This window comes from Sphingomonas sp. LY54 (assembly GCF_035594035.1).
In the GTDB taxonomy this organism is placed as follows: Bacteria; Pseudomonadota; Alphaproteobacteria; order Sphingomonadales; family Sphingomonadaceae; genus Allosphingosinicella.
The window spans coordinates 1,674,246-1,693,120 of record NZ_CP141588.1 but is presented as its reverse complement, the minus strand read 5'-3'; the positions used below and the strand labels follow the sequence as shown (position 1 = coordinate 1,693,120).

Annotated in this window: 18 protein-coding genes; 8 read left to right on the top strand and 10 right to left on the bottom strand. The window is 68.4% G+C overall.

Translation table 11 applies throughout. The features are described 5' to 3' along the window. Positions 1–83 precede the first annotated feature (83 nt). Complete coding sequence (locus SH591_RS08565) at positions 84–1,322, bottom strand: FAD-dependent oxidoreductase (protein WP_324748762.1); 1,239 nt, start codon at positions 1,320–1,322, stop codon at positions 84–86. Positions 1,323–1,332: 10 nt separating this feature from the next. Beyond that, positions 1,333–3,780 carry a TonB-dependent receptor gene (locus SH591_RS08560; protein WP_324748761.1) on the bottom strand — a complete coding sequence of 816 codons (2,448 nt, stop codon included), beginning with the start codon at positions 3,778–3,780 and terminating at the stop codon, positions 1,333–1,335. A 263-nt stretch (positions 3,781–4,043) separates the two neighbouring features. Here SH591_RS08560 and SH591_RS08555 point away from each other — a divergent pair, with 263 nt between their 5' ends. Next, the gene (locus tag SH591_RS08555) at positions 4,044–5,114 is read left to right on the top strand and encodes a M64 family metallopeptidase (protein WP_324748760.1); all 1,071 of its coding nucleotides are present in this window, start codon (positions 4,044–4,046) and stop codon (positions 5,112–5,114) included. 119 nt (positions 5,115–5,233) lie between these two features. Here the strand turns inward: SH591_RS08555 and SH591_RS08550 are convergent, their stop codons facing one another. Continuing rightward, positions 5,234–5,743, bottom strand: a complete 510-nt coding sequence (locus tag SH591_RS08550; RefSeq protein ID WP_324748759.1) for an O-acetyl-ADP-ribose deacetylase — start codon at positions 5,741–5,743, stop codon at positions 5,234–5,236. 41 nt (positions 5,744–5,784) lie between these two features. Then, on the bottom strand, positions 5,785–6,714 hold the full coding sequence (locus SH591_RS08545) for a cell wall hydrolase (RefSeq protein WP_324748758.1): 930 nt from the start codon (positions 6,712–6,714) through the stop codon (positions 5,785–5,787). A 252-nt stretch (positions 6,715–6,966) separates the two neighbouring features. On the opposite strand from SH591_RS08545, the gene SH591_RS08540 reads away from it, so the two are divergent. From SH591_RS08540 to SH591_RS08530, 3 genes are all read left to right on the top strand, one after another. Next, positions 6,967–7,731: a sulfite exporter TauE/SafE family protein gene (locus tag SH591_RS08540; protein WP_324748757.1), complete on the top strand. Its 765-nt coding sequence runs from the start codon at positions 6,967–6,969 to the stop codon at positions 7,729–7,731. A 238-nt stretch (positions 7,732–7,969) separates the two neighbouring features. Beyond that, positions 7,970–8,269, top strand: a complete 300-nt coding sequence (locus tag SH591_RS08535; protein WP_324748756.1) for a UrcA family protein — start codon at positions 7,970–7,972, stop codon at positions 8,267–8,269. Positions 8,270–8,504: 235 nt separating this feature from the next. Next, entirely contained in the window at positions 8,505–9,686 is a 1,182-nt protein-coding gene (locus SH591_RS08530) for a hypothetical protein (protein WP_324748755.1), read from the top strand. 182 nt (positions 9,687–9,868) lie between these two features. Here SH591_RS08530 and SH591_RS08525 read toward each other — a convergent pair whose 3' ends face one another. Further along, on the bottom strand, positions 9,869–10,615 hold the full coding sequence (locus SH591_RS08525) for a LytR/AlgR family response regulator transcription factor (RefSeq protein WP_324748754.1): 747 nt from the start codon (positions 10,613–10,615) through the stop codon (positions 9,869–9,871). After that, on the bottom strand, positions 10,608–11,723 hold the full coding sequence (locus SH591_RS08520; RefSeq protein ID WP_324748753.1) for a sensor histidine kinase: 1,116 nt from the start codon (positions 11,721–11,723) through the stop codon (positions 10,608–10,610). The genes SH591_RS08525 and SH591_RS08520 overlap by 8 nt, the downstream gene beginning before the upstream one ends. Positions 11,724–12,013: 290 nt before the next feature. Here SH591_RS08520 and SH591_RS08515 point away from each other — a divergent pair, with 290 nt between their 5' ends. Further along, positions 12,014–12,829 carry a transglutaminase-like domain-containing protein gene (locus tag SH591_RS08515; RefSeq protein WP_324748752.1) on the top strand — a complete coding sequence of 272 codons (816 nt, stop codon included), beginning with the start codon at positions 12,014–12,016 and terminating at the stop codon, positions 12,827–12,829. Between the two features lie 281 nt (positions 12,830–13,110). Further along, positions 13,111–13,659 (top strand): hypothetical protein, encoded by a 549-nt coding sequence (locus SH591_RS08510; RefSeq protein WP_322831114.1) that lies wholly within the window; start codon positions 13,111–13,113, stop codon positions 13,657–13,659. 16 nt (positions 13,660–13,675) lie between these two features. Here SH591_RS08510 and SH591_RS08505 read toward each other — a convergent pair whose 3' ends face one another. Beyond that, positions 13,676–14,614 carry a methyltransferase gene (locus SH591_RS08505; RefSeq protein ID WP_324748751.1) on the bottom strand — a complete coding sequence of 313 codons (939 nt, stop codon included), beginning with the start codon at positions 14,612–14,614 and terminating at the stop codon, positions 13,676–13,678. Between the two features lie 102 nt (positions 14,615–14,716). On the opposite strand from SH591_RS08505, the gene SH591_RS08500 reads away from it, so the two are divergent. Further along, positions 14,717–15,145 (top strand): OsmC family protein, encoded by a 429-nt coding sequence (locus tag SH591_RS08500; protein ID WP_324748750.1) that lies wholly within the window; start codon positions 14,717–14,719, stop codon positions 15,143–15,145. 3 nt (positions 15,146–15,148) lie between these two features. On the opposite strand, the gene SH591_RS08495 is transcribed toward SH591_RS08500, so the two are convergent. Next, positions 15,149–16,675 carry a M20/M25/M40 family metallo-hydrolase gene (locus SH591_RS08495; RefSeq protein ID WP_324748749.1) on the bottom strand — a complete coding sequence of 509 codons (1,527 nt, stop codon included), beginning with the start codon at positions 16,673–16,675 and terminating at the stop codon, positions 15,149–15,151. A gap of 64 nt (positions 16,676–16,739) precedes the next feature. Between SH591_RS08495 and SH591_RS08490 the strand changes: the two genes are divergently transcribed. Further along, on the top strand, positions 16,740–17,195 hold the full coding sequence (locus tag SH591_RS08490; RefSeq protein WP_322831110.1) for a hypothetical protein: 456 nt from the start codon (positions 16,740–16,742) through the stop codon (positions 17,193–17,195). Here the strand turns inward: SH591_RS08490 and SH591_RS08485 are convergent. Then, a complete protein-coding gene (locus tag SH591_RS08485; protein WP_324748748.1) occupies positions 17,192–17,980 on the bottom strand; it encodes a ZIP family metal transporter in 789 nt (262 codons plus the stop codon). The genes SH591_RS08490 and SH591_RS08485 overlap by 4 nt on opposite strands. Next, the gene (locus SH591_RS08480; protein ID WP_324748747.1) at positions 17,981–18,874 is read right to left on the bottom strand and encodes a YihY/virulence factor BrkB family protein; all 894 of its coding nucleotides are present in this window, start codon (positions 18,872–18,874) and stop codon (positions 17,981–17,983) included. Between the last annotated feature and the right edge of the window lies 1 nt (position 18,875).

Genomic DNA, 18,875 nt, shown 5'->3' with positions numbered 1-18,875 from the left:
GACGCGAAGTATATCACAAAATGGCGAAAATCGGCACAGGCGCGCGCGGCGACCCGTGCCCGAAACGGCACTGACAACCCGCGTCAGTGGACGGCGCGGGCCTCGGTCTCGCTCTTGCTGGCGAGCGAGAAACGCGGCTCGACCCGGGCGAGCGTTCCGGTCAGCAGTCCGGCGGCGTAGCGGCCGACGGCCGGGCCGTGCTTGAAGCCGTGGCCGGAGCCCGCGCCGACCAGCAAGGCATTGGCCCAGTCCGGGTGGCGATCGATCAGCAGGTCGCCATTGCCGCTATTCTCATATTGGCAGACGCGCGCCTCGGTCAGCGGACGCTCGGCCAGGGCGGGAAAGCGGCGGCGCATGAAGGCGCGCACGTCGGCCAGCGCTTGCGCGGTCGGCCGGCGGTCCGCGCTGTCCGGGTCCATCGCCGGGCCGTGCGCGTCGTGCGCGATCTTGAAGCCGCGCGCCTCGAGATCGGGGAAGCCGTAATAGATGTCGCCGCCGTTGAAATCGGCCCAGCCGGGGAGGTGCGCGGGGCCGAAGCGGTCGTCGCCGGCCTCGGGCGCGAAGAAGAAGACCTCCTGCCGGGTCGGGAAGATGCGCTTGCCGAGCAAGGCCGGGAACAGCTTGGGAAGCCAGGGGCCGCAGGCGAAGACGAAGAAATCGGCTTCGAGCCTGTCGCCATTTTCGGTGCGCAGTTCGGTGAGGCGCGAAGCCGGCGCGGGCGGCGCCACCGCCGCCTGGAGGTAGCGGCCGCCGCCGCGGACGAACTCGGCGACCAGGGTCTGCACCGCGCGGCGGGCCATCAGCGCGCCGAATTCGGGCTCGTAGAGGCCGAGCGCGACTCCGCTCCAGTCCATTTGCGGGAGACGCCGGCGCAGGGCGGCGGGATCGAGTGCCTGCGTGGGGAAGCCGAGCCGGCGATGGACGGCCAGCGACTGCTCGGCATAGGCCTCCATCTTCGGGAAGAAGAATAGGACGCCGGTCTTGTGGAAGATTGGCAGACCCGCCCGGTCGGACAAAGGCCGCCACTCGGCCAGCGATTCCCAGGCCATGCGCGCATAGACCTCGTCGGGCCCGTAGGCGCCGCGCGTCATCCGCGATTCCCCGCCCGAGGAGGCGCGGCTGTGGGCCGGGCCCCAGGCGTCGACCAAGGTGACGCGGTGGCCGCGGCGGCGAAGCTGCTCGGCCGTCCAGGCGCCGAACACGCCGGCGCCGATGACGACGCTGCGTGGCCCCCTGCCGCCCTGCGCGAACGCCGGGGCGGCCAGCGCCGTGGCCGCCCCGGCGCCGGCGAGCAGGGCCGTACGGCGGGTTAGCTCGGCCACGCCGCCCGCCTTAGAAACGGAAGCGGCCGGTGATCCCGTAGGTACGGGGCTGGCCGACGTTGAAGCCGAGCCGCGCCCGTCCGCCGCGTTCGCGATCGAACGAGAGCAAGGGATTCTCGTCGAACAGGTTGTTGACGTAGGCGGTGAGGCTGAGCCCGTTGTCCCATTCGATGCCGGCGCTGAGATTGACCAGTTCGTAGCTCGGCAGCTTGAGATCGATCAGGGTCGTCGCGCCCGGCGGCAGGCCCCCGAACGGAGCGAGATTGTGCGTGAACAGGCCCGCCCCCGGCTCCTGGTCGCTCGGCTGGGTGTAGCGGCTGCCGACATGCTGGAAGGTCACGCCGAACACGCCATTGGTGCCGCGCGCATCGAACGGCACAGTGTAGAAGGCGCTGGCCGCGATCTGGAACTTGGGGACGGTCGGGAGCCGGTTGCCCTCGCGGATGCCGCCGACGACGGCGCCGGTGCCGGTGGTGACGGTCGAGTCGAACTCGGCCTCGACCCAGCTGCCGGCGAGCGACAGGTCCAGCCCCTCCATCGGCGTGGCGGCGAGCTCGAACTCGACGCCCATCGTATGGGCCTCGGGCACGTTGAACACGATGCGCGACGAGCAGGAGCCGGCGTCGAGCGTCACCTGCAGGTTCGAGATGTCGGTGTAGAAGCCGGCGGCATTGAAGCTCAGCCCGCCGACCTGCGCCTTCACGCCCGCTTCGTAGTTCCACAGGGTCTCGTCGTCGAACGAGCCGGCGAACGGGCCGAAGATCGCCTCGTCCTGGTCGGTGCAGAGCGGCAGGTTCAGCGGATCGTTAACGCCGCCGAGGCGGAAGCCCTTCGACACCTGGGCGTTGAAATTGACATTGTCCCAGGCCTCGTAGGTGACGAGGAAGCGCGGCGTGAAGCCGCTCGACGAGGTCTTGTCGCCGATGCGGCGGTCGCCATTGGCGAACAGGCCGCCCGAGATGAAGTCGCGCTCCTCGCTGAAGTCGTAATAGCGCACGCCGGCGGTAGCGGTGAGGCGATCGGTGAGGTCGTAGCTCGCCTCGCCGAACAGGGCCTTCTGCTTAATGTCGTAGGGCAGGTCGGCATTGTAGGGCGAGTTCGGCCCGAAGCCGTTGGCGACCGCGGCCGAGGTGCCGGCGCCGAGTTCGGCATCGGTGAAGGCGTCGTAGCCCGGGGTCGGCAGGCGCTGCTCGTAGACGCGCTTGATGTCCGAATAGAAGCCGCCGATCACCCATTGCAGCGGACCGGTGCCGGTCGAGCCGATGCGCAGTTCCTGGGTGAAGGTCTGGAGATCGGTGGTGTCGCGCAGGTTGGACGGCAGCAGCACGCCGGCATCGGGGAAGCCGAGATCGACCGAGACGCTGCCGGTGAGCGCACTGGCATCGCGGCTGACCAGGATGTCGCGTTCGATGAAGCTGGTGACGCTGGTCAGCTCAACGCCGCCAAAGCCGAAGCTCGCGGTCAGATCGGCGATCACCGTCTCGTCCTTGAACTTCTCGTCGAGCAGCAGGAAGTGTTCGCGCTCGTCGAATGTCACCGGCGGACGGCCGCCCGGCGCCGCGGCGTTGGTGAGCGGATTGGCATAGAGGTTGAACACCTCCTGCCGGTTGAAGCCGTCGACCTCGATCTTCTGGTAGACGACGCGCGGCGTGATCGTGACATTGTCGCTCGGCTGGATGCTGAGCGCGAGGCGGCCGCCGGTGCGGTGGCCGCTGTTGACGTCCTCGTCGATCCCGCCGCCTTCGCGGCGCGCATTGATGAAGCCGCCATATTGGGTGTGATAGGCGACCGCGCGCACGGCCATGATGCCGTCGACCAGCGGCAGGTTGATGGCGCCCTTCAAATGGCCGCCGAGATCGTCGCCGTCGACGAGGTTGAGGTTGCCTTCGACCTGGCCTTCGAGCCGATCGACGTTGGGCTGGTTGGTGATGTAGCGGATCGTGCCGCCGACCGACCCCGAGCCGAACAGGGTGCCCTGCGGCCCGCGCAGGGTCTCGACGCGATTGAGATCGAACAGGTCGAGATCGGGCGTGAACAGCGACAGCGAGATCACCGATTCATCGAGATAGACGCCGACCTGCTCCTTCACGCCCGGCTGATCGCGGACGATCTGGCCGGCCGAGACGCCGCGCACCGACACCTGGCTCTGGCCGGGTCCCAGATTCTGCACGGTGAGGCCGGCGACGTTGCGGGAGAGATCCTCGACGGTGGTCGCGCCCGAGCGCTGGATGTCTTCCTCGCTCTGGGCGTTGATCGAGAAAGGCACGTCGAGGATCGTCGAGGCGCGCTTCATCGCGGTGACGATGATGGCATCGCCCTGCTGCGTAGCGGCGGTCGTGTCCTGCGTCGCAGTGCCCGTCTGGGCCACGGCCGCCGAGCTGAAGGCAAGGAAGGCGGTGAGCGAGGTTCCGGTTGCGAGAGCGGCTCTCTTCCACGAGACGGGCTTCGGGCTCGACATGATAGCGTTCCTCCGGTCTGCTTTATTTCGGAGAAGAATATCCGTGCCGTACATCCGTACAAGCGGAGTTACGCGAAAGCTTCACCGCTGTTGTAGAAAGGATACAGGTGAAGTGGCCTTCAGTTCGCTAGGCAGCTACGAACAATAGCTAAAATCCAGATTTACAACTTTGGATATAGAGTAGGTCCATTTCCGATACTTTCGCCCGTCTCGATTGAGGACGCCGCTGCTGCCCGGTAACATGGCGCATCGGGAGGTGCGCCATGGCCGAGACGATGTCACTGTGGCTGGACGCGATCGTGCCGCCGCCGGGCAGCCGGGCCGCGGCTGCGGCTGCCGAGCCGGAATCGATCGAGATCACCTTCCTCGACGAAAAGGGTGAGAAGGTGGCGGAGCCGATCGCGCTCGCTCTGCCCGAGCCGATCGCCGTGGAAAGCTGGTCCGAGGAGGGGCCGGGCTGGAGCGAGGTGCGGCCGCCGCTCTCGCTCGACCTCGACGGCGCCGGGCAGGCGGTCGCGGTCCGGGCCGCCGCCGGCGGGACTGCCCGGGATTTCCCGCTGGCCGCGGTTCGCGCCGGACGGGCGCGCAGGCCGGACGCGACCCGCCATTGGGGCGCGAGCGATGGCTGGACCCTGATCGTGGTGTCCGAGATGTTCGGCGACAAGGATCGCTTCTTCGACGCCTGCGACCAGCTCTTCCAGTTCATCACGCGCGAGGCGCCCTTCAACGAGGCCGGCGTGCAATCGCGTTTCGGAATGACCGGCCTGTTCTGGAGGAGCGGCCCGGGCGGCCTGTTCAACACCGCCGAGACGGTGGTGCGGCGCATCCTGGGCGACGGCCGGCTGGTGCGCGACTTCGTCAAGAAAGCGCGGGTGCGCGGGCACAAGGTGCTGGTGCTGATCGACAGTCCGAAGCGCGGCGGGGCCGGCGGTGTTGGCAAGGAGCCGGCCTGGTCGACGATCACCGGCGCGCAGGGGGAGGAGTGGCAGGCGGTAGCGCTGCACGAGCTCGGCCACAGCCTCGGCCTGGCCGACGAATATGAAGCGACCGGGGTCGGCGACGAGCCGGCGACGCTGGAACCCAATGTCAGCCGCGCCCGCAACGCCGCGCAGACAGGCTGGGCGCCTTTATGTTCGCCGGGCCTGTCCCACGATCCGACCTGCGCTGCCGGGGCGCCGCTCAGCGTCCCGGCGGGCACGGTCGGCACGTTCGAGGGCGCGCGCTATCGGCAGTTCGGCCGCTACCGCCCGGCCGCCGATTGCCGCATGCGCAGCACGGCCGCGCCCTTCTGCCCGGTCTGCTGCGCCCATATCAGGGCGACGATCGCCGCCTGAAGGGTGGGTCAGGGAATTGTTGTTTCCCGGCGGAAGCCGGGGCCCAGGCTTCTGCGCGTATGTCAGGTTGGGTGCGTCTGGGCCCCGGCTTTCGCCGGGGAACATTGGAGGCCCGCCGCTCAGCGCGGACGGTGGCGCGCGATCGCGGTCGAATAATGGGCCAGCGCATCCGCGCTGAAGCAAACGAACAGGATCTCGTCGAAATCTGCCAGCTCGGTCGCGACGGTTCGAGCGGCCACGTCCGCAGCGGCGGCGACGGGATAGCCGTAAACGCCCGTCGAGATGGCCGGGAAGGCGATCGTGCGCAGAGCATGCGCGCGGGCGAGGGCGAGGCTGTTGCGGTGGCAGGCGGCAAGAATCTCCGGCTCGCCGGCGGAGCCGCCGCGCCAGACCGGCCCGACGGTGTGGATTACATGGCGGGTCGGGAGGTCGTAGCCGCCGGTGATGCGGGCCTCGCCCGGCGGGCAGCCGCCAAGGGTACGGCATTCGGCGAGCAGGCCGGGACCGGCGGCGCGGTGGATGGCGCCGTCGACCCCGCCGCCGCCGAGCAGCGAGCTATTGGCGGCGTTGACGATCGCGTCGAGCGCGAGCGTCGTGATGTCGGCCTGGATCGCACGCCATCTGGTCATGCGGAGACTGTGCGGCCGGAAGCGCGGGGCTGCAACCGCGCTCAGTTCAGTCCGTCGCGCCATGCGCCCGCATGGCGATATTCCTCGCGGACCGTGGAGGGCGGCAGCGGGTCGCTTTCGGCCGGCGCGGCCGGCGCTGCGGCGGCCGGGGCCAGAGGCGAGGAGACCAGGGCGAACGTCCCGGCTCCGGCCGCGGCGGCGCGGCGGGCCAAGGCGATCTCGGGCGCGACGAACGGGCGCCGGCCGGCCTCGCGCGCGGCATAGGCCTGGGCGAAGGCCGTCATTTTCCCGGCTGTTCCAGGGAAGCGGTAGAAGATGTGGGCGCCGATGACCGCCGCTTTCTCAAGCTTCGGGGCCCAGTGCGGGAACACGGCCGAGGTGTGATAATGGGTGGCGAGCCCGACGCGCGTGTCGACCCGGCCGGCAAGCGCGTCGGCGGCAATGCGGCGGGCGCGGGCCCAGGCCGCTCCGGCCCGTCCGCGCAGCAGAGACCCGTCGCAGGTGAAGGTGAACTGGCAGCCGCCGCCAGCGCGCATCGGCCCCTGGTAGACGACTCCGCAGACGCTGTTCGGATAGGCGGGATGGCGGACCCGATTGAGCACGACCTGGGCGACCGCGCGCTGGCCCTCCTCGGATTCGCTGGCGGCTTCGTAATAGATGGCGTCGGCGAGGCAATCGAGCGCGCGCATCCGGTCCGGAACGGCGCCGTTCAATCGGAAGGCGGCGGCGGGCGTGACGGCTCCGGCCGCGAACGGAAGGGCGGCATTGGCGGCTTCGGCCTGCGCGGGCGGCAGGCTCGGACCGGACGGCGGGGCAGGCGCGGCATCGGCCAAAGCGAGCGCGGCCGGCGGGACAGTCGCGACGCGCGGCATGGTGCCGGCCGGGACGAGCCTGGAAGGGCCGCCCTCGTGAATGCAGGATGCCGTGGCGAGCAGCAGCAGCAATGCGGCGGGCGCGCGGGGCCGCAGCATTCGCCGCATGCGCCTCCGCTTGTGCCAGAATCTTGCCATAGACCGCCGATCGGGGTGCGGGCCAAAATGCCTGCCCAAGGACGCTAAACCCTTGCCGGGCCACGTGTCTTCGGCCCATTTCCCACTGTCCCGGAGCGGGACGGGGCGAGCGGCGACCTTAAGATCGATACGGCGCCGAGAATCCAAACCGCTTGTGCCGCGGCCGAAACCGACGCAAGGGGCGATTTTGGGATCCCGAGCGGCAGAAGAACCATGTTCGATCTAACCGACGTCACGCTGCTCGACATCCTCCCCTTCATCATGGTGGGCTTCGCCGCACAGATCGTGGACGGCGCGCTCGGCATGGCGTTCGGCGTGATCTCCAACACCTTGCTGCTCAGCCTCGGTGTCCCGCCGGCGGCGGCATCGGCCGGAGTCCACACCGTCGAGGCCTTCACCACCGGGGTGTCGGGCATCAGCCATGTCGCGCACCGCAATGTCGACTGGACGCTGTTCGCGCGGCTGATCGTCCCGGGCGTCATCGGCGGCGTGCTCGGCGCCTATGTGCTGAGCAACATCCATGCGGAAACGGCGCGCCCGTTCGTGCTCATCTACCTCACCTCGATCGGCATCTACCTGCTGTGGCGCGGCGTCCGCACGGCGCCGATGGTCAAGCGGCCCAAGGTAATCGAGCCGCTCGGCCTGATCGGCGGGTTCCTCGATGCGAGCGGCGGCGGCGGCTGGGGGCCGATCGTCACCTCCAACCTGCTCGTCCAGGGCGCCGAGCCGCGCAAGGTGATCGGCACCGTCAACACCGTCGAATTCTTCCTATCGATGACGATCTCGGCGAGCTTCATCGCCACTTTGGGGTTCGAGGCGTTCACCGTCGCCACCGCTGGCCTGCTGATCGGCGGCGTCGCGGCGGCGCCGTTCGGCGCGATGTTCGCCAAGCGCGTCCCTGCCCGCGGCCTGATGGTGATGGTCGGCACGGTGCTGGTGCTGACCAGCCTCTGGGGCGTCTACAAAGTTCTGGCCTGAGTCGGCGCCGCGAAGCCGAGAAAGCCCCCGTTTCCGTCCGTTCGTCTCGCCAAATGCGGCCTTCGTCGAATGGCCAGCGGGTTTGACGATGAATCGGCGGCGATGGTCGAAGCACGGCAGCACGGCGCGGCCGGCCTGGCCTAATGGAAAACGAGACAGGGAGTTGTTCCAGGCTGTTGCCCCCCCGCCGGCACGGCTCCCTGTCGAACCCATTCCGGCCCAAGGGAAGGACCGCCCGATGAATCGGCAGATTGTCGCCCTCGCGCTCGCCGCCGCAGCCGCCGCCAGCCTCGCCCTTCCGGCCCATGCCGGCGGAAGCTATCTCGTCACCATCTCGGCCGGCGACATCGATCTCGCCACCAGCCGTGGCAGGTCCGCGCTCGAGCGAAGGATCGCCGAGGGCGCGCTCCAGGCTTGCGGCAGCGCCGCAACCACGCGCGCGCAGGAGTGCCGCGACAATTTCACCGCCAGCGCGCGCGACCAGCTGCTGCGCTCGGCTGCGCCGCATTATGCCGTGCTGATCGCGCCCGGCTCGTAGTTTCCCAGTTCTCTGCGGGGAGAATGCGGCGGGCCCCGGCCCGCCGCCTTTTTGTCGGCCGCTGCCGGGGCGTCGCTCCGTCGGCGCAGGGCTGCATTCAGTGGCGGTTCAGCGCATTTGCCGCTGTGCTGGGCGCATCGCCGCCGCGCGCCGCGACGGAGCCGGCCCGAAAATATGGACCGGGCGCCGCAGCGCGCCTAGGATGACGGCCCCATCACGAGGTTCCTTGTTGTCCATGCCGAACATTCGCCGGTCCCTGATTCTTGGCGCTCTCGCCCTCACGCTCGCCGTCGCGGCCGGCGCCGGGCTGGCCCAGGAGGCGATTCCCAATTCGCCGCCCGAACTGCGCGACTTCCAGCTGCGGCCGGATCCGAAACCCGTGGCGCCCGACGAGCCGCTGATCGCACCGGTCAAGCGGCCGGCACCGGCGCAGACGCAGCCGACCGTCATCGCGCCGCCGCCGCCGGTCATCCAGCCCGCGCCGTCCAGCGCGCGGCCGACGCCGACCGAGACCCGTCCGCAACCGGTGCGCGCGCCGGCCGCGGCCCCGGCCCGGAGCGATCCGGCTACGCAGGCGCCGCCCGAGACGCAGCCGATCCCGACGCCCGAAGTTGCGCCCGCACCGCTGCCCGAAGCCGCGCCGGTCGACGCGCCCATGGCCGCCGAACCCGCCCCCGAGGCTGCGCTCGAGACCGCATCGCCGGCGGCATCGGACGACTGGATGATTTGGGGCGGCGGCGCGCTGCTAGCCGCGCTGCTTATCGGGGGGTTTCTCCTGCTCCGCCGCCGTCGGCGCGGCACGGACGAGGCCGTCGAGCCCTTCGGCGCCGTCGAGGAGGCCGCGGCGCCTCTGGTCCAGCCGTCGCCGCCGGCACGGCCCGTCGCCCCAGTCGCTCCAACGCCCGCAGCCGAGCCGCGCCCCTGGCTGGAGGTCGAATTCCGGCCCGGCACGGCGAGCGCGACCCAGGAGCAGACGGTGCTCCAGTTCGAGCTGATCGTCCGCAACCGCGGCGACCTGCCGGCGCACCGGGTCCGGATCACGGGCCAGATGATGAATACGACGCCGGACCTCAACGCCCGGCTCACCGAATTCTATGCCGAGGATTTCGAGCCGGTCGGCGCGCCGCGGACCTTGGTGCCGGGCGCGGAGGAGAGCTTCAAGGGCGCGCTCGCGATGACGCGCGAGGAATTGAAGGTGATCCAGATCCAGGACCGCAGCCTATTCATTCCTTTGGTGGCGGTGAATGTGCTCTACGACTGGGGCGACGGCCGCAAGGGGCAGACCGCGCAATCCTATATCGTCGGCCGCGAGAGCGATCCCCCGGCGGCCAAGATGGCGCCGTTCCGGCTCGACCTCGGCCCGCGCGTCTACCGCAAGGTCGGCACCCGCCAGCACGATTTGAAGCGGGTCGCCTGACGAGTCATCGTTCTGCAACAGCCAGGTAACGCGACGGCAACGCTCGTGTGCGACCTTTCCTCATCGGTTGAAACCGAAAGGAGTCGGTCATGCGGGGTTTGTCGACAATGTCTCATCATCGTGGCGGCTGGCCGCTGCTCGGGCGGTTGCTGATCTGGTCGATGCGCCACACGCGCTAATCTTCAGGCGCGGCCGGCGAGCGCCTTCACGTCGGCGATATGGCTGCGGCCGATGCGCTGCTCGCTGCCGTCGACGAGGCGCGCCGCCCAGTGGCCCATCGCGTCGCGGGTCAGGCCGACGATCGTGTCGCGGCGCAGGATCGCCGAGCGGTGGACGCGGATGAAGATTTCGGGGTCCAGCTCCGATTCGAGCTTGGCGATCGTGCGGTAGATGAGCCAGCTGCGCCGGCCGACATGGAGCCGCATATAATCGCGCTCGGCGGTGATGCGATCGACGTCGCGGACGGCGATGCGGACCAGCCCGGTCTGGTCCGGCACCCAGAATTCCTCGACATAGCGGCCGGGCGCCGGGCCGCGGCTTTCGCCGTTGCGCGAGAGAAGCTCGCGGGCGCGTTCGAGCGCGCGCGTCAGGCGCTCGGGATCGACGGGCTTCATCAGATAGTCGACCGCGGCGACGTCGAACGCCGAGACCGCGAAATTGTCGAAGGCGGTGACGAAGATCACCGCCGGGTCGATCCGCGACGCGGAGAGGGCGCGGGCGACCTCGATTCCGTCCATCCCCGGCATGGCGATGTCGAGCAGCATCACGTCGGGCTCGACCGCCTCGGCAATGCGCAGCGCCGCCTCGCCGTCCGAGGCCGTGCCGACGAGGCTGACGCCCTGGCAGCGGGCGAGCAGGAGCTGGAGCCGCTCGACGGCCAGAGGCTCGTCGTCGACGGCGAGGACGCGCAGCGGCTGGGCTTCAGGCATTGCGGATCACCGGCATGATGACGTGGACGGTATAGCCGCCTTCGGGATCGGGGCCGTGGAAGCAGCCGGCCTGGACGCCGTAGCGGGCGATCAGCCGCTCGCAGACATTCTTGAGGCCGACGCCACAGGAATCGCGGCCGTCATGCTCGGGCGGCGGCGCGTCGCCATTATCCTTGATCTTGATGTGGAGACGGCCGGCCTCCTCATAGGCGGAGATGCGCACCGTCACCGTGCCGCGCGACTTGGCGACGCCATATTTGATCGCATTCTCGACGATGGGCTGGAGGATCAGCACCGGCACGCGCACCGTGCGCAGCGCATCGGGAACGTCGGTCTCGACCTTGAGGCGATCGGGGAAGCGGACCTGCTCGATATCCAGATAGAGGCGCTGGAGCTTGATCTCCTCTTCGAGCGCGATGTCAGCGGTGGGATCGGCCGACAAGGTCGTGCGGAAGAAGGTGGAGAGATTCATGATCATCCGCTCGGCGACGTCGCCCTTTTGCGACAGGATCAGCGACGACAGCGAATTCAGCGTGTTGAACAGGAAGTGCGGATTGATCTGGTAGCGGAGCGCGCGCAGCTGCGCTTCCTGCGCCTCGCGCGCATAGGCCGCCGCCCGGTTGTCGGCGGCGCGCAATTGCCTGGCATAGCTCATCGCCACGTAGAGCGCGGCCCAGGCGGCGAACAGGAAGTACCAGCTCAGCGACCCCTCGACGATCGAGCGGAACGCCATCTCGGCCTCGCTCATCCCCTTCCACATCCTGTCCATCTTGGAATCGTCGAGCGGCTTCATGATGTAGAAGATGAAATAGTTGAAGCCGGAGAAAGCGAGCGAGGCCGGGAGGCAGAGCAAGGCGGCGATGCCGGCCTTCAACTCGAGGCTGGCGAGCGCGAGCGGTCGCAGCGCCAGGTAGACCAGGAAGGTGAGCGAGGCGCCGACCGTGGCGGCGACGGAGCGCCGCGCGACCAGATCCCAGAATTCCGGATATTGCAGCACGATCGACCGCAAGGTGACCAGCAGCATGTAGAGCAGCCAGAAGCCGATGATCGACTTCACGGCGATGCCGATGTCGGGCAGGCGGCGCACGACCGCGGAACGGTGCTGCAAATCCATAGCCCCTGTTAACGCAGCATTCAGCGGAAAGCGTTCCCGCGCGGGGTCGTTGGCAGAAGCGCGGAGCGCGTTGGTCGAAAAAGCGCGTCCGGCCGGTGTGTAACCGGTCGCATCAGGCCCGAAAAGACGGTCCAATTCCACGCGCTGGTCGACTCGATCGGCCATCCACCCTCCCGGTGTGTTGCCCGCTTATAGCGCATTTGGGCCGGATGCACCCTTTCCGTTTCGCACCGGGAACGGAGCCGCCGGTGAGCGGTTCGTGGAGCAGAGGAGACCCGGACCGCATGCGCCTGCAGATCGACGCGACGCTCGATTATTATTTTCCGCAAAGAGCCGACGTGCTGCTGCAGCTGGAAGTGGCGCAGATGCCCGACCAGCTGCTCGCCAGCGACCGGCTGACCGTGACCAGCGACACCCCGCTGACGCCGGTCACCGGACAGCAGGGGATCGGGCGGCGGCTCTGGACGGCGGGCGAGTTCCGCTTCGAGGCGCGCTACACCGCCCTGGTCGACGTGATGCGGACCGCGCCGGACCTGGCGCGGATCGCGCCGGTGCCGCGGCGCGAGCTGCCCGGGCGGGTGATCCACTATCTGTGGGCGAGCCGCTATTGCCAGTCCGAAGCGCTCAAGGAGTTTGCGGTCGAGCAGTTCGGCCATCTGGAGGGCGGAGCGGCGGTCGCGGCGATGGCGGAATGGACGCGCGGCACCATGCGCTACGAACCTGGCTGCAGCGACGCTAGCACGACCGCCCATGACAGCTTTCACCAGCGCCAGGGGATATGCCGCGACTTCGCGCATGTCCTAATCAGCTTCGCGCGCGCCTTCGACATTCCGGCACGGATGGTCAGCGCTTACGCGTGGCAGCTCGACCCGCCCGACTTCCACGCTGTAGTCGAGGTCTATCTCGACGGCGGCTGGTATCTGGTCGACGCCACCGGCCTCGCGCCGGTCGAGGGCCTGGTGCGGATCGGCGTGGGTCGCGATGCCGGCGACATCAGCTTCATGACCGTGTTCGACGGCAGCGCTGAGCTGTGCCGACAGGAAGTGAGCGTGAAGCGTGTCGATCCGGCAGCTGACGAAGCCGGCGGCGCGGCTAAGTAGTAACCGCAAAGCATCTCTTAAGTAGTGACCGCAAATCCGCCGATGCGGAAAAGTGTTGCAGCCGAAAGCGGCCGTGAAGAGGCCGCGGAAATGCTGGATCGTTACGCACCCGCTGTTGCGGAAATGAGACAATTCCCCGACCAAGGAAGGCCCTGCCCATCTTTGACATTGCCGCCCGACTCCACTTCTGATTCTATTATGAACGGGGGGCGAGGTTCTGGTTAAGCGCTTGGAAAAGCTTTGGAGCGTATGATCCTCGCCAGGGTAAAAGGAGTGGGATCATGGGTACGCAGACCAAGCCCGCCGAAGGCGCGCTGACCTTGGTCGAAATGAAGGAGTTTGCGGGCTTCTCGAAGGGCACGCAGCGCTACATCCGTCGCTCGCTCGATATCGGCCTCGGACGCCGCAACGCCATGAAGCGCTGGTCCCGTGACGTCGGCGAAGCGGCCAGCATCCGCGCCCAGGCCCGCATCTACCAGCGGCTCGATCATATCCGCGACTATGTCCCCGACGACAGCGGTCTCGACGTAATGGAGCCGATGATGGCTCCGCTCGTCACGATGAGCGCATTCGACCTCGGCCAGGACCGGCTGCCCGATTTCGCGTCCTACCGTTTCCTCTACGAGCGGCTGATCGGCGCTGCGGTGCGGCCGTGGCTGCCGGCGGCCTTCTGCGCCGCCGCCGCGCTGCCGCACCTCCACCCGGAGCGTCGGCGCAGCCTGCTCCAGTCGATCAGCGAAGCCGCCGCGACCGCGCCGGGCTGGTCGAACCGCGAGCCGGCCTTCTACCCGGAGTGGGTCGAGAAGATCGAAGAGGACGTGGCCCAATAATCGTGCGGGGCCGCCTTTAGCGGGCGGCCTCCACCACCGCGCCCACCGCCGCGATGCGCTCGACGTCGCGATAGGACGGACGATCAAGCTCCTCCCCGAATATGTCCGGGTCCAGCTCGCGATAGCGCAGGGTGCAGCCGAGCGCCGGCAATTCCCTTTCCAGCGCGGTCCGCAGTTCGTCCTTCCCGTCGACGATCGCCACGCCCGTATAGAGCAGCATGCGCCCGCCCGGCTCCAGCCGCCGCGCCGTGGCCAGTGCCCAGTCGAACGAGAGACGCGCGCCGTGCATGTCCCCGCCGTCGCGATAGGTGCGGCCGCCTTCGTCCATGATGAAAGGCGGGTTGGCGATCGCGAGGTCGATCGGCCCGGATACCGCCCCGATTCCTTCGCCTTCGAGCAGCTCGACCTCGACGTCGGCATGGCGCGCATTGACGGAGGCCAGCCGCAGCGCCGCCGGATTGACGTCGACCAGCGTGATGCGCGCGCCCGGCAGCAAAGCCGCGGCCATGATGCCGCCGACGCCGGCGCCGGCGCCGATATCGACCAGCCGGCGGACGCCGGCGGTGCGCGGGATTTCGGACCGGATGAAATCGACGAAGCGGTAGCTGTCCGGACCGAGGAAGACGCTCTGCGCATCGTCGGTCGGATAGGCCGAATGCAGGAACAGCTGGCTGCCGATGCGCGAGACGCGGACTCCGCTTTTCAGCAGCTCGCCCTCGCGGCTGGCCAACCCCGCGCGTTCGAGGCAGGCGAGCATCTCCGCCGGGAGCAAAGCGGGCCGGAAAGGAAGACTCCAGCCGAATATGTCGCGCAGGTCGCTCGCCACGGCCTTGCCCGGTCGCGCGAGGACGCGGGCGTGCGTGGCCGGGGTCGGCGCCACGAAATCATAGCCGGCGCGATCGAGCGCGGCGATGAGGTCCAGCAGAGCCGGTTCGGCGCCGGAGACGAGATGCAAGCGACTTCCCCCTTGTTATCGTGACGGCCCTGCAACGCCCGAAGGGTGCGAACTTTCCATCGTCCTGACCGTTCACGAAGGACCAGCAAGCAGGAGCGGCACATGATCACTCGCACGGCATCGGCGCGTTACGAAGGATTCGGCAAGGACGGCAAGGGACATGTCTCGACCCAGTCGGGGGTGCTTTCCGACAATCCTTATGGCTTCAACACCCGCTTCGAGGACGCGCCCGGCACCAACCCGGAGGAGCTGATCGCCGCCGCCCACGCCGCCTGCTTCACCATGGCGCTGTCGTTCGCGCTCGCCAAGGAAGGGCTCAGCGACGGCACGCTCGAGACCACGGCACGGGTGAAGCTCGACAAGGAGGGCGAGGGCTTCAAGGTCAGCCGCTCCGACCTCAGCCTGCAGGCGACCATCGAAGGCATAGACGAAGCCCGCTTCCGCGCGATCGCCGAGGACGCCAAGGCCAATTGCCCGATCTCGAAATTGCTCAACGCCGAGATCACGCTCGAGGCAAATCTCGGCGGCTGACCGCTATTTGATCGTCGCCATTTCGTAGAGGAAGTCGACGAAGCCCATCGTAGCGCCGTCGAGCCCTTCGACCTTCGGGTTGCTGCTCTCGATGACGAAATATTCGTCGGGGGCGTGGGCGCCGTTGCCGTGGCCGAGGCCGAACTGGCCGGCGGGCAGCGAGACCGGGGCGCTGGTGAAGACGAAGCCGGGCCACGAGCCGGCGAGGCGCGGATAGAGGGTGAAGGGCGCGCCGGCACGGCTGTAGACCGCTTGCTGGGCGCGGATGACGCGACTGTTCTCCGCGGTCTCGGTCGGATCGTAGCCGCCCGAGACGTTGACCTCCACATCCTGGAAGCCGCGTCTGTCGAGATGGGCGCGCAGCTTGGCGACGGTGTCGTCCTTGGTCATGTTCGGCACGATGCGCATGTCGAGCTTGGCGACCGCGCGCGAGGGCAGGATGGTCTTGCCGCCCGGACCGGTATAGCCGGCGACCAGCCCCTCGATGTTGACCGTCGGCTGCGAAGCCAGCCGCTCGAGCGCCTGCTGCCAGGGCAGATCGTCGATCCAGTGGCTGACGCCGAGCGCCTTCTTGGCGTCGGCCTCGTTGCTGACGCGGGCGGTCTCGGCGATCAGCGCCTTCTCGCGCGGCGTCAGCGGCCGCACCTTCTCGAAGATGCCGTCGATCGCGGGCGTGTTGCCGTCCGGCGTGACCAGGGTCTGCAGCGCCGCGACCAGCCGCCAGGCGGGGCTGTCGACCTGGGCCTTGAGGCTGGAATGGACGTCCTTCTTCGGCCCGCGGCCCCATTTCTCGCCGCTGGCGACGAGCTCCATCTCGATCACGCCCTTGGCGCCGAGATTGATCTGGACGCTGCCGTCCGGATCCTGCCAGCCCGAGGGAATGATCACGCCCTCGCACTTGCGGAGCGCGGCAAGCACCTCGGGGCGGCGCACGATCTGGTGGAAGTGGGGCGAGCCGATCTCCTCCTCGCCCTCGGCGATCAGGACGAGGTTGACGGGCAGCTTGCGGCCGGCGGCTCGGAAGGCGTGGAGGGCGGCGAGGAAGGCGCCCTCGGGGCCCTTCTGGTTCACCGCGCCGCGGCCCATCATGATCTTGCCGAAGCCGGGCTTGTCGAGCAGACGCGCCTCGAGCGGCGGCGACGACCATTCCTTCGGGTCGAACTGCTTCACGTCGTACATGAAATAGATGCCCATGGTCCGCTTCGCGCCGGCGTCGAGCGTGGCGAACACGCCGGGATGGCCGTCGGTCGGGACCTTCGCGACATGCTGGAAGCCGGCGTCGCGGGCGAGGCGCACCATGTAATCGGCGCCCTGCTCCATGTTGAGGTTCTCGGCGGCGATCGAGGGATTGCGGATCCAGTCCTGGATGCGCCGGACGCTCTCGTCATGGCCCGCCTCGACCGCCTTGCGGATCGCGGCGAGGTCTCCGGACGCGGCGAGGGCGGCGCCGGGGGCGAACAGCATCGCTCCGGCCGCGGCGCCTTTCATCAGAGTGCGGCGGTCGGCCTGGAAGCGCGGTTCGTCGTGCATGCAATTCCCCCTCGGTAAGCCAAAGTGGACAGTAAAGGACGAAACGGGGATAGCGTCCAGCCTGATGCGCTATTTCCTGGACACCGAATTCAACGGCTTCGGCGGCGAGCTGATCAGTGTCGCCCTGGTGCCCGAACATGGCGACGAGGAGCTCTACGTGCTGCTTGACCTGCCCGACGTCCTCCATCCCTGGGTCGAGCGCAACGTCGTCCCCTACCTGCGTTCGGTGCCGCCGCAGCTCGAGCCGCGCCCGATGTCGCGGCTGGAGGCGGCGGCCGAGATCGCGCATTATCTGCAGCACGACAATGACGCGCTGATCGTCGCCGACTGGCCGGACGACATCGCCTATTTCTGCCATCTGCTGGTCACCAAGGCGGGCGACATGGCGCCTGTCGGCAGCCTCCGGTTCGAGTTCGTCAGCAGCCCCGGCTTCTCCACCGCGGCGATCAGCAAGGTGCCGCACAATGCGCTGCACGACGCGCGCGCTCTGCGCGACTTCGTGCTGGAGTGGCAGGTCTAGCCCAGAGTCCAGTCGAGGAAAAGCATCAGCGCCAGGCCGAACATCAAAGCGCCGGTGGCCATTTCCTGGCGCCGCTCGCGGTGCATTTCGGGCGTGATCTCGCTGGTGACGACCCAGATCATCGCGCCGGCGGCGAAGCCGAGACCCCAGGGCAGCAGAGGCTCCGCGATCGACACTGCGGCGATGCCGAGAAAGCCACCGATCGGCTCGACCAGTCCGGTCAGCATCGCGGCAACGAAGGCATAAAGGCGGCTGTAGCCGACCGAGGCGAGCGAGACCGCCACCGCCAGCCCCTCGGGGATGTTCTGCAGGCCGATGCCGATCGCGGTGGCGGTGCCGTTGTCGATCGCGCCGCCGCCGAAGCTGACGCCGACGGCGAGCCCTTCGGGAAAATTGTGCAGCGTGATGGCGATGACGAACAGCCAGATGCGGCGCAGCGTCGACACGCTTGCACCCACGCCGGCGCCGGCGCGGCTGGTGAAGACGTCGTGCGGGGCGTAGCGGTTGACCGTCTGCAGCACTATGCCGCCGAGCAGGATCGCGGCGCAGATGACCAGAGCGGCCGTGGTCGGAGTGCCGCCCTGCTCCGCGACCGCCTCGAGCCCCGGGATGATCAGCGAGAAGAAGGAGGCGGCGAGCATGACGCCGGCCGAGAAGCCGAGAAAGGCGCTCTGCAGCCGGGGCGAGATGCTGCGGATTGCGAGCACCGGCAGCGCGCCGACGGTGGTGGCCATGCCCGCGGCGAAGCTGGCGCCTGACGCCGTCCAGATCAGTTGCCAATCCATCTAGGGACCGGTCGTATCGCACGCCGTCTGCTTTTCAAGCTCGGCGTTGAGCTCGGCGCCGATCAGCAGGATGTAGGCGGACAGATAGAGCCAGGTCAGGAACACGATGACGGCTCCCAGCGACCCGTAGGTGGCGTTGTAACTGCCGAAATTCGCGACGTAGAAGCCGAAGGCGAGGGTCGCGGCCAGCCACACCAGAGTGGCCGCAATCGAGCCGGGCGAAATCCAGCGCCACTTCGCCTTGGGGCGGTTCGGCGCATAGCCGTAGATGACGGCGATGACGAAGGTGACCGCCGCCGCGGCTGCGATCCAGAACAGGCTCTTCAGCAGCCCACGGACGAAGGGCGAGGAGAAGGGCAGCAATGCCTCCAGCGCAGCCAGCGCCGAGATCGCAATGATGCCGGCGAGCAGGGCGACGACCGCGCCGAGCGTGATCAGAACCGCCAATGCGGTCGTGCGGAGGAAGCCGCGATCCTCGGCGACGCCGTAGACGACATTGAGAGCGGTGATGATCGACTTCGCGCCGCGCATCGCGCCGTAGATGGCGATCAGCAAGGCGAGCAGGAGCGCGAAGCCCTTCTGGCCGGTCGCGGTGCCGACCATCGACTGCATCTGCTCGCCCACGATACGCGCGACCTCGGGCGGCATCACCCGCGTCAGCGCCTGGAAATGCTCCACGACCGAAGCGGGGTCGGCCACCAGCCCGTAGGTCAGCACCAAAATGCCCAATAAAGGCACGAAGGCGAGGAAAGCGTAGAAGGCAACGCCCGCGGCGATCAGATTGAGATTGTCGCGGGACGCTTCCTTCCACGTGCGGACGAGCACCTGCTTCCACCCCTGCCCGGAAATCTCGGCCGGCGTCGCCGCGCGACACTCGGTGGTGGATGCAGCCATG